10 protein-coding genes are annotated in these 10662 nt (G+C 73.1%); 7 read left to right on the top strand and 3 right to left on the bottom strand.

The genetic code is table 11. The annotated features are described in order from the left end of the window. Positions 1-1057, top strand: a 1057-nt coding sequence (locus tag AB0B41_RS41085) for an Ig-like domain-containing protein (RefSeq protein WP_358212451.1), incomplete at its 5' end; no start/stop codon positions are given. A gap of 57 nt (positions 1058-1114) precedes the next feature. Here the strand turns inward: AB0B41_RS41085 and AB0B41_RS41090 are convergent. The 3 genes from AB0B41_RS41090 to AB0B41_RS41100 all read right to left on the bottom strand — a co-directional run bounded on the left by AB0B41_RS41090 (position 1115) and on the right by AB0B41_RS41100 (position 4016). Then, positions 1115-2692 (bottom strand): acyl--CoA ligase family protein, encoded by a 1578-nt coding sequence (locus AB0B41_RS41090; RefSeq protein WP_358212452.1) that lies wholly within the window; start codon positions 2690-2692, stop codon positions 1115-1117. 64 nt (positions 2693-2756) lie between these two features. Further along, on the bottom strand, positions 2757-3233 hold the full coding sequence (locus AB0B41_RS41095; protein ID WP_358212453.1) for a MarR family transcriptional regulator: 477 nt from the start codon (positions 3231-3233) through the stop codon (positions 2757-2759). 9 nt (positions 3234-3242) lie between these two features. Continuing rightward, complete coding sequence (locus AB0B41_RS41100) at positions 3243-4016, bottom strand: enoyl-CoA hydratase-related protein (RefSeq protein WP_358212454.1); 774 nt, start codon at positions 4014-4016, stop codon at positions 3243-3245. A 23-nt stretch (positions 4017-4039) separates the two neighbouring features. Between AB0B41_RS41100 and AB0B41_RS41105 the strand changes: the two genes are divergently transcribed. The 6 genes from AB0B41_RS41105 (at position 4040) to AB0B41_RS41130 (ending at position 10627) form a co-directional block, all read left to right on the top strand. Continuing rightward, positions 4040-4954 carry an LLM class F420-dependent oxidoreductase gene (locus AB0B41_RS41105; RefSeq protein WP_358212455.1) on the top strand — a complete coding sequence of 305 codons (915 nt, stop codon included), beginning with the start codon at positions 4040-4042 and terminating at the stop codon, positions 4952-4954. Positions 4955-5034: 80 nt separating this feature from the next. Next, positions 5035-6165: an MBL fold metallo-hydrolase gene (locus AB0B41_RS41110; RefSeq protein ID WP_358212456.1), complete on the top strand. Its 1131-nt coding sequence runs from the start codon at positions 5035-5037 to the stop codon at positions 6163-6165. A 288-nt stretch (positions 6166-6453) separates the two neighbouring features. Beyond that, on the top strand, positions 6454-6792 hold the full coding sequence (locus AB0B41_RS41115) for an Lsr2 family protein (protein WP_358212457.1): 339 nt from the start codon (positions 6454-6456) through the stop codon (positions 6790-6792). A gap of 270 nt (positions 6793-7062) precedes the next feature. Continuing rightward, complete coding sequence (locus tag AB0B41_RS41120; RefSeq protein ID WP_358212458.1) at positions 7063-7254, top strand: hypothetical protein; 192 nt, start codon at positions 7063-7065, stop codon at positions 7252-7254. A 150-nt stretch (positions 7255-7404) separates the two neighbouring features. Then, entirely contained in the window at positions 7405-8943 is a 1539-nt protein-coding gene (locus AB0B41_RS41125; RefSeq protein ID WP_358212459.1) for an acyl-CoA synthetase, read from the top strand. Positions 8944-9049: 106 nt separating this feature from the next. Continuing rightward, positions 9050-10627 (top strand): long-chain-fatty-acid--CoA ligase, encoded by a 1578-nt coding sequence (locus AB0B41_RS41130; RefSeq protein WP_358212460.1) that lies wholly within the window; start codon positions 9050-9052, stop codon positions 10625-10627. Positions 10628-10662: the final 35 nt, after the last annotated feature.

Raw genomic sequence — 10662 nt, forward strand, 5'->3', positions numbered from 1 at the left:
CTGGGCGGCGGGGGCGGGCCCGATCCGTACGGCGGTGTCGGCCTCCCGGACGTGCCGGGCGTCCGCGAGCGCGGGCACCCTGCGGGACGTCGCGCTCACCGACTCGGACGGCGAGGCGCTGCCCGGCAGCTACTCCGGCGACCAGGCCCAGTGGACCGCCACCGCGCCGCTCGCCTACCGCGAGACCTACACCTGGAGCGGCTCGATGGTGGCGCCCGACGGCGCGGTCACCCCGCTGGCCGGCTCCTTCACCACCGTCGCTCCGAGGCGCCTGGTCGAGGCCTCGGCCAACATCGGCGACGGGGCGACCGTCGGCATCGCCGCACCCGTCGCGATCCGCTTCGACCGCGACCTGTCCGACGAGGCGAAGGCGGAGGTCGAGCGCGGGCTGCGGATCACGACGTCGACCCCGGTCGAGGGCGCCTGGGCCTGGCTGCCGGACGACTGGGGCGGCTCGCGGGTGCACTGGCGGCCCAAGGAGTACTGGCCGGTCGGCACGCAGGTCTCGGTGGTCGTGCCGCTGTACGGCAAGGACCTCGGCACCGCCGGCTACGGCTCCGCCGACCTGACCACCCACTTCACCATCGGCCGCAGCCAGATCGTGAAGGCCGACGAGGACAGCCACCGGATCGTCGTGATCCGGGACGGGCAGCAGGTCCTGGACCTGCCCGCCAGCTACGGCCTGGAGAACGACCCGCGCCGGGTCACCCGCAGCGGCATCCACATCGTCATGGCGAAGTCCGAGAAGGTCCTGATGTCCAACCCGGACTACGGCTACGTGAACATGCCGGAGTACTGGGCGGTGCGGATCTCCAACAACGGCGAGTTCATCCACGCCAACCCGGCCTCGCAGTCCGCGCAGGGCCGGCGGAACATCTCGCACGGCTGCATCAACTTGTCCATCAAGAACGCCAAGGCCTACTTCGACACGGCCATCTACGGCGACCCGGTCGAGGTGACCGGCAGCAGCGTCCCGCTGTCCGCGCAGGACGGCGACATCTACGACTGGGCGGTGCCGTGGGACGAGTGGAAGACGATGAGCAAGCTCAGCACCTGACCTGCACCGGACGAGCGGCGCTCTCGCTCACCAGGAGTGAGCGAGAGTGCCGTTCGCTCACTGGATCCGGCGTTCGACCCCCGCCCACGCCTTGTCGCGCAGCACGAACTTCTGGATCTTGCCGGTGGAGGTCTTGGGCAGCTCGCCGAAGGTCACGGACTTGGGCGCCTTGAACCGCGCCAGCCGCCCACGCACATGTTCGACGATCTCCTCCTCGGTCGCCGACGCGCCCTCCTGCAGCGTCACGTACGCCGCCGGGACCTCGCCCCACCGCTCGTCGGGCACCGCGATCACCGCCACCTCCAGCACCGCCGGATGGTCCATGATCGCCTGCTCGACCTCGACCGACGCGATGTTCTCCCCACCGGAGATGATCACGTCCTTCGAGCGGTCGCGGAGCTCCACGTACCCGTCGGGATGCACGACGCCGATGTCCCCGGTCCGGAACCAGCCGTCCGGCGCCGCCGCCGCGGTCGCCTCCGGGTCGTCGAGGTAGCCCAGCATCAGGTTGTTGCCGCGCAACGCGATCTGCCCAGTCGCGGTGCCGTCGGCGGGCACGTCGGCGCCGTCCTCGCCGATCACCCGGACCGCGCACGAGATCATGTTCCCGACGCCTTGCCGCGCCTTGAGCCGCGCCTGCGCCTCCGCGTCCAGGGAGTCCCACTCCGGGCGCCAGTCGCACAGCATCGCCGGCCCGTAGGTCTCGGTCAGCCCGTACAGGTGCGTGACCTCGAAGCCCAGCTCCCCCATCCGCCGCAGGATCGCCGGCGACGGCGGCGCCCCACCCGTCGCGATCCGGACCGTGTGGCCCTCCGGCAACGGCGACGCGTCCTTCGCGTACGCGATCATCGACAGCACCGTGGGCGCCCCGTTCAGGTGCGTCACGCCCTCCTCGCGGATCAGCCGCCACACCTCCGTCGGATCCACCTTCGGCAGGCACACGTGCGTCGCCGCGGCCGCGGTCACTGCCCACGGGAAGCACCAGCCGTTGCAGTGGAACATCGGCAAGGTCCACAGGTGCACGCTCGACGGCGTCAACCCCGTGTGCCCCACCATCGCCACGGACTGCAGGTAGGCGCCCCGGTGGTGGTACATCACGCCCTTGGGCCGACCGGTCGTGCCCGACGTGTAGTTGATCGACAACAGCGACCGCTCGTCCGACGGGGTCCGGTGCAGCGGCTCCGCGCCGGCCAGCAGCGCCTCGTACTCCGCACCCGAGCGGATCCGGCGCGGCGGGGCGTCGAGCTGCGCGAACACGTCGTCGACCAGCGCGTCGAACGACGGGTCGTGGATCAGCACCGCGGCCTTCGAGTGCTGCAGGATGTAGGCCACCTCGCCGGCCGAGAGCCGGGTGTTCACCGCGACCAGCGGCACCCCCGCCCACGGCACCCCGAAGTTCGCCTCCAGCAGCACGTGCGTGTTCGGCGCGAGCACCGCCACCGGCCGGCCGTCCGCGATCGGGGCCAGCGCCCCGGCCAGCCGGGTACACCGCTCGTGCAGCTCGGCGTAGGTCCACCGCCGGTCCCCGTCGACGACCCCGATCCGGTCGCCGTGCGCCGCGGCGGCGCGATCCAGGTACGCGGTCGGGGTCAGCGGTTCGAAGGAGAGGGCATCGAGGAGGGCGGCGTCGCTCACGATCGTGAGCCTCACCCGCCGCGGTGCCCGTGCGCAACGGGAAGGCGCACATACCGCGACCCCGTCACGAGGACGCGAGCGGCCGCACCTCCCGGCGGCGCTGCGCCACCAGCTCCGTGACCCCGGACAGGAACCGGGCGACGGCGGCGAGCTCGGCCTCGTCGTAGTCCTCCAGCATCGCGTCCATCCCGGCGCCGAGCGGCCCGAAGAACGCCTGGCCGATCCCGGCCGCGGCCGAGCCGTACCGCAGGACCACCCGGCGGCGGTCCCGCTCGTCGCGGTCCCGGCGCACGTAGTCGTGCCGCTCGAGCCGGTCCACCAGCGCCGTCGTCGCCCCGGAGGAGAGGCCGAGGTGGGCGCCGAGCCGGCCCGCCGTGAGCGGCTCGCCGACCCGGTCGGCGTTGAGCACGGCGATGAGCGCATGCAGGTCGGTCGTGTGCAGGCCGTGCTGCTCGGAGAAGGCCTGGGCGAGCCGCGCGGACTCGGTCGCGTAGGCCTGGAGCAGCCGGACCAGCTCGTCCCGCCGTGCCCCGTCCGTCATGATCGCAGGCTACCGACCGGTCCACCGCGGCTCGCGCTTCTCCAGGAACGCGGCCACGCCCTCCTGCCGGTCGGCCGAGGCGAGCACGGCCTCGGTCGCCTCCCGGGTGGCGGCCCAGCCCCGCTCGTCGGGCTCCCCGGCGACCGTCTCGACCGCCCGCAACGTGGCCCGCACCGCCACCGGGGCGTTGGCGCACACCTGCTCGGCGAGGGCGAGCGCGGCGGCCTCGGCGCCCCCGTCGTCGACGACGTCGACGACCAGGCCCAGCTCGTACGCCCGGTCCGCACCGAGGGGCTGCCCGGTGAGCAGCATCTGCTTGGCGACGTTGAGCGGCAGCGGGCGCGGCGCCCGGAACAGCGCCCCGCAGTTCGCGACCAGCCCGCGCGCCACTTCCGGCAGCCCGAACCGCGCCGACCGGCCCGCCACGACCAGGTCGCAGGCCAGCACGATCTCGAACCCGCCGCCGTACGCGACGCCCTCGACGGCCGCGATCAACGGCGTCGACCGCTCCCTCCGGACGACGCCGTAGTTGCCGCCCCGCGCGGTCGGCTCGCCCGCGCCGCCCGCGAGGTCCGTGCCCGCGCAGAAGACCGTCGGCCCGCCGGTCAGGACGCCGCACCACAGCCCGGGATCGTCCTCGAGCTCGTTGAGGGCGGCGTCGAGCGCGGCGGTCATGGCCGCGTCGACGGCGTTGCGCTTGGCCGCCCGCTCCATCCGGACCAGGAGGACGCGGCCGCGCCGCTCGGTCGAGACCCGGTGCTCCGTCGCAGTAGAGGTGCTCACCCCCGGAGCCTAGGGTCCGGAGGGTGACGGACACGAGATCACGTTTCGCCCTCCCCGCCGTCGGCCTGTGGACCGGCGCGCTCGACGTCGTCCCCGCCGCGCGGGCCCGGGAGCTCGCGGCCGAGCTGGAGTCCCTCGGCTACGGCGCCGTGTGGATCCCCGAGGTCGCCGGCCGGGACCCCTTCGTCCACCTGTCCATGCTGCTGTCGGCGACCGAGCGCCTGGTCGGCGCGACCGGCATCGCCAACATCTGGGCGCGGGACGCGGTCGCCACCTCCTGCGCCACCAAGGCGCTGACCGAGGCCTACCCGGAGCGGGTGCTGATCGGGCTCGGGGTGAGCCACCAGAACCTGGTCAGCGGCCTGCGCGGGCACCAGTACGACAAGCCGCTCACCGCGATGCGCGAGTACCTCGACGGCATCGACGCGGCGCCGTACACCGCCGAGCGGCCGACCACCCCGGTCCGGTACGTCCTCGCCGCGCTGCGGCCGAAGATGCTGGAGCTCTCCGGCGAGCGGACGGACGGGGCGCACCCGTACTTCGTCACGCCCGAGCACACCGCCCGGGCGCGCGAGACCCTCGGCGCGGGGCCCCTGCTCTGCCCCGAGCAGGCCGTCCTGCTCGAGACGGACCCGGCGAGGGCGCGCGAGATCGGCCGCCGCTACACCGCGACCTACCTCGCCCAGCCGAACTACGTGAACAACATCAAGACCCTCGGCTTCGACGAGTCCGACCTGGCCGACGGCGGGTCCGACGCCTTCGTCGACGCCCTGGTGGCCTGGGGCGACGTCGACACCGTGGTCGCCCGGGTGCAGGCGCACCTCGACGCCGGCGCCGACCACGTCGCCGTCCAGGCGCTGCCCGCGGAGAAGCGGGGCGTGCCGGAGGACCAGTGGCGGGAGCTGGCGGAGCCCCTCACCGCCTTGCGGACGAGCTGACCGGCGTCCCGGGCGCGGGCTGGGAGCGGGCTGAGACCGCCCGGCGATCTCCCGCCGGGCGCGCTCGTACGCTGTAGGGCGTGGCCCGCCCGACGCCGCTCCCCCTCCGCACCGGGGTGCTCACCGCCCTCGCCCTCGCCGCCACCGGCGGCCTCGCCGCGGCCGGCGCGGCCGCGTGGGGCATCCCGCGCGCGATGGGTGCCACGCCCGAGGAGCTGCGCCGGGCCGCCGACGGGTCGGCGCACGCCCGCGAGGGCCGCTTCCGCAACACCGAGCCCGGCACCGGGCTGCCGTCCGGCACGGCGCCGGCCGCCCTGCGCGCCGTCATCAGCAGGCGGGCCGGGCGGCCCACCCGCCCGGTCCCGGTCACCCGCCCGGACACCGGGCCCGCCGGGGACCTGGCGGTGACCTGGTTCGGGCACTCCAGCGTGCTGCTCGAGATCGACGGGCGACGCGTGCTCGCCGACCCGGTCTGGGGTGAGCGCGTGTCGCCCTCCCGCCTGGTGGGACCGCGCCGGCTGCACCCGGCCCCCCTCCCGCTGGCCGACCTGCCGCCGGTCGACGCCGTGCTGATCTCGCACGACCACTACGACCACCTCGACATGCCCACCGTCCGGGCGCTGGTCGCCGACCCGCGGCACGGTGCGGCGCCGTTCGTGGTGCCGCTCGGGATCGGGGCGCACCTGCGGGCGTGGGGCGTGCCGGAGGACCGGATCGTCGAGCTCGACTGGGACGGCCGGACCGAGGTGGCCGGGCTGACCCTCACCTGCGCCGAGGCGCGGCACTTCTCCGGCCGCGGTCTGCGGCGCGACACCACGCTGTGGTCCTCGTGGGCCGTCGCGGGGCCGCGGCACCGGGCGTACTTCGGCGGCGACACCGGCTACACCGCCGCCTTCGCCCGGGCGGGCGAGCGCTGGGGACCGTTCGACGTCACGCTGCTGCCGATCGGCGCCTACGCGGATCTGTGGCCGGACATCCACATGAATCCGGAGGAAAGCGTGGCCGCCCACCGCGATCTCCGCGGCGGGGTGCTGCTGCCCGTGCACTGGGCGACCTTCAATCTCGGCCTCCATCCCTGGTCGGAGCCCGTGACCCGGTTGCGGGCCGCCGCGGAAACGGCCGGAATCCCGCTCGCGCTGCCCGTTCCGGGCCAGCGAATCGACCTGACGGGCCCGCCGCCGACCGCGGACTGGTGGACGCCGGTCGCCTGAACGGCGCCATTACCGCGGATCCCGCCGCTCCCCCGGGATCGGGCGCCGCAAAACCCGCCCGATGCCTCCGAAGGGGTGATCCGGGCGACGCGTGCCCGCAGAACAGGGGACCCGAATCGACTTTCCGCGACGCCTTCCTTTATTGTCGACGGCGACGCATTCTCCTGTTCCGCACACCGATCCACCCCGCTCCCGGAAAGCACCCGGACACCGCGCCGGGCGATGCTTCCTGCCCGCGTGGAGCCCGGTGGGGGCAGGAGTCCCGGTGAGCAGAAGGGCTGAGGGAACGTGGCGAAGCAGACCACGGTCACGCTGATCGACGACCTGGACGGCGGCGAGGCGGACGAGCAGGTCGAGTTCTCCGTCGACGGCAAGTCGTACGAGATCGACCTGTCGGCGAAGAATTCCGAGAGGCTGCGCGAGGCGCTGGCGCCGTACATTGCGGCGGCCCGCCGCACCTCCGGCCGGCGCGCCTCGGGCAGCGCGCCCGCCCCGGCCTCGCGCCCCGTTTCCGACCGCCAGCAGAACCAGGCGATTCGGGAATGGGCGGTGGCGCAGGGGATGAAGATCTCGGAGCGCGGCCGGATCCCGTCCAATGTTCTCGACGCGTACCACGCGGCCCACTGAGCTCACGCCGGAACATCCGTCACGGTTCGGTGACAAGGGCGAGTCTTTCGTCACCCGAACCGTGCCGGCTCCACCATTTCCCGGTCGTCGCACACCGTTCCCGCGCGGGCACGGAAGGCGTCCGATCCGCTCCGGAAGCCGACCCGACCGGCCGGTGAGGATCTTCCCACCCGTCGCGGTGATGCCGTCGCGTTCCGTCCGCCCGGTAGACTCCTCCGACCCGCACCTGTACCCCGACCCGGTGACGGGAGAGGAAGAGAGGCACGAGACGTGAGCGAGAAGGTCACGAACGGTTACGGCACCTGTCCCGTCTGCGCACGACTGAAGCACGTCACCCCCGAGTCGACCCTGCGCCTGCACAACCGGTTCTCCGCGCGCGGCACGGTCGTCTCCGCACAGCGCTGCGCCGGGTCCGGCGCGCCGTCCCTCGAGAGCACGGAACCGCCCGCCGCCTCCGCCTGACTCGTCCGGGTCCCGCGCGGCAGCTCCCCCGGCACCTCCCCGCCGCCCGCGCCCCGAGCGAGATGAGCCTCACCTCCGTCCGCCGCCGCCGATCGTCTGCCAGGATCGGGTCTTCCGACAGCAGGACGTCGATCGAGGAAGAGGACGGACATGTATCCGGGCACGCACGCCGCCACGACCCCCGACAAGCCCGCGGTGGTGATGGCGGGCAGCGGCGAGACGCTGACCTTCCGGCAACTGGAGGAGGGTTCGGCCCGCCTGGCCCGGTACCTGCACGAGGCCGGCCTGCGCCGCGGCGACGTGATCGCCGTCGTCACCGAGAACACCCCCCGGGTCTTCGAGGTCTACTGGGCGGCCCGCCGCTCCGGCCTCTACGTCACGATGGTCAACCACCATCTGTCTGCGCCCGAGGCGGCCTACATCGTCACGGACTGCGGCGCGAAGGCGCTGCTGGTGTCCGCGGGCGTGGCCGGGCTCGCCGCCGCCATCGGGGACCAGGTCTCCGTCGACGTCCGGCTGGCCTTCGGTGGCCCGATCCCCGGCTCGGACGCCTACGCCGACTACGACGAGACCCTCGAGGGCGTCTCGGCCGAGCCGCTGCCCGAGCAGCCCCGCGGCGCCGACATGCTCTACTCCTCCGGCACCACGGGCCGCCCCAAGGGCATCAAGCCGACGCTGCCGGACTCCTCCGTCGACGAGCCGGGCGACACCTACATCGACCTGTTCGGCCCGATGTACGGCTTCGACACCGAGACCGTCTACCTCTCCCCCGCACCGCTGTACCACGCCGCGCCGCTGCGGTTCTGCGCCACGGTCCAGGCGATCGGCGGCACCGTCGTCGTCATGGAGCGGTTCGACCCCGAGGCCGCCCTGGCCGCGATCGAGCGCTTCTCGGTCACGCACAGCCAGTGGGTGCCCACGATGTTCGTCCGCCTGCTCAAGCTGCCGGAGGAGACCCGCCGCAGGTACGACCACTCGTCGCTGCGGGTGGCGATCCACGCCGCCGCGCCGTGCCCGCCCGAGGTCAAGCAGGCGATGATCGACTGGTGGGGCCCGGTGCTCTACGAGTACTACGCCGCCACCGAGGCCAACGGGATCACGTTCGTGAGCTCGGCGGAGTGGCTGGAGCGGCCGGGCACGGTCGGCCGGGCCGGCCTCGGCATCGTCCGGATCTCCGACGACGAGGGGAAGGTCCTCGCGCCGTACGAGGTCGGCACCATCTACTTCGAGCGGGACGAGCGGCCGTTCGAGTACCACAACGACCCGGAGAAGACGGCCGGCGCGACCCACCCGGACCACCCGACCTGGACCACCACGGGCGACCTGGGCTACCTCGACGAGGACGGCTACCTGTTCCTCACCGACCGCAAGGCCTTCATGATCATCTCGGGCGGGGTGAACATCTACCCGCGCGAGGTCGAGGACGTGCTGGTCACGCACCCCGCGGTGCTCGACGTCGCGGTGATCGGCGTGCCGGACCCGGAGATGGGCGAGGCGGTCAAGGCGATCGTGCAGCCCGCGCCGGGCGCCGACGCCGGCCCGGAGCTGGAGCGCGAGCTGATCGCCTTCGTCCGCGAGCGGATCGCGCACTACAAGGCGCCGCGCAGCGTCGACTTCACCGACTTCCTGCCCCGCACCCCCACCGGCAAGCTGGTCAAGCAGGAGCTGAGGGACCGCTACCCGCACTGATCCACGCCCCCGCCGGAGCCGGCGGCCACGCCGCTGACCCCGGCGGACAGGGGCGGGCCCGAACGGACCTTGCCGAACGTTCGCTCAATTGGGCAGGCTGAGCGCCATGACGACGCAGTCAAGCGCCATCGTCGGCCGTGGCATGAGCTTCAGCGACATCGTCGCGCGCTGGGCGCGCGTGACCCCCGAGACCGTGCTGTTCGTCGACGCCGGGGCCGGCGTCCGACGGACCTACGCGGAGTCGGACGACCGGATCACCCGGCTCGCGAACGCCCTCGCCGCCGGCGGGGTGACACCCGGCGACCGGGTCGCGGTGCTCGGCCTGAACAGCGCCGACCTGCTCGAGGCCTACATCGCGCCGCTCCGGGCGGGCGCGATCTGCGTGCCGGTCAACTTCCGGCTCGTCGCCGACGAGGTGGCGTACGCGCTCACGGACTCCGGTGCCGTCTCGGTGATCGTCGACGCGGGCCTGACGCCCACGCTGGAGAAGGCGCTGGAGAAGGCACCGGGCGTCCGCCAGGTGATCACGATCGGCGGGGACCTGGAGGACGTGCTCGCCGCGGCGCCGCCGGACTACGTCGAGCTGCCGAACTCGGACGACGACACCGCGTTCATCATGTACACGTCCGGCACCACCGGGCGGCCCAAGGGCGCGATGCTCAGCCACCGCAACCTGTACCTGCACTCCTTCTCGAACATCGCCCACCTCGGCGGCACGGGCGAGCACGGCGTCTCGATGTCCGCCGCTCCCCTGTTCCACATCGCGGGGGTCGCGGGGTCGCACATCGCGATCACGGCGGGCGGCACGGTCGTCATCCCGAAGTCCGGAAGCTTCGACCCCGTCGAGACGCTGGACATCCTGGAGCGCGAGCGCGTGACCTCGTGCTTCTGCGTGCCGGCGCAGTGGGCGGCGATCTGCGCGGTGCCGGGCATCGCCGACCGGGACCTCTCGGCGCTGACGCGGATCTCCTGGGGCGCGGCGCCCGCGTCCACCACCCTGCTCCAGACGATGATCGACACGTTCCCGCAGGCCCAGGTCACGACGTCCTTCGGGCAGACCGAGTGCAGCCCGGTCACGACCCTGCTGCGCGGCCAGGACGCGATCCGCAAGATCGGGTCGGTGGGGACGCCGATGGCGAACGTCGAGGTCCGGGTCGTGGACGACGAGATGAACGACGTCGCGCCGGGCGAGGTCGGCGAGATCGTCTACCGCGGGCCGCTGGTGATGAGCGGGTACTGGAACAAGCCGAAGGAGACGGCCGAGGCCTTCCGCGGCGGCTGGTTCCACTCCGGGGACATGGTGCGCCAGGACGAGGACGGCTACTACTACGTCGTCGACCGCAAGAAGGACATGATCATCTCGGGCGGCGAGAACATCTACTGCGCCGAGGTGGAGAACGTGCTGGCGGCGCACCCGGAGATCGGGGACGTCGCGCTGATCGGGGTGCCGGACCCGAAGTGGGGCGAGACCCCGCTGGCCGTGGTGGTCCCCGCGGACCCCGCCGCGCCGCCGACGATCGAGTCCATCGAGGCCTACTGCAAGGAGCACCTCGCCGGGTACAAGCGCCCGCGCCGGATCGCGATCGTGGAGGCGTTGCCGCGCAACCCCTCCGGCAAGGTGCTCAAGACGGTGCTGCGCGACCAGAACCAGGCGGGGTCGCTCGTCTCGCAGCCGGCGGTGTGAGCCCTGTGAGTGGCGATCGTCGCCATGGCGACGAT

Origin of the sequence: Pseudonocardia sp. NPDC049154, assembly GCF_040648315.1 — a bacterium.
Classification (GTDB): Bacteria; Actinomycetota; Actinomycetes; order Mycobacteriales; family Pseudonocardiaceae; genus Pseudonocardia.

What these genes read in the sequence shown, in the direction of transcription:
- AB0B41_RS41095 (WP_358212453.1), bottom strand. Translation starts at nt 3,233, where the DNA reads ATGACGGACGGGGCACGGCGGGACGAGCTGGTCCGGCTGCTCCAGGCC.
- AB0B41_RS41125 (WP_358212459.1), top strand. Translation starts at nt 7,405, where the DNA reads ATGTATCCGGGCACGCACGCCGCCACGACCCCCGACAAGCCCGCGGTG.
- AB0B41_RS41130 (WP_358212460.1), top strand. Translation starts at nt 9,050, where the DNA reads ATGACGACGCAGTCAAGCGCCATCGTCGGCCGTGGCATGAGCTTCAGC.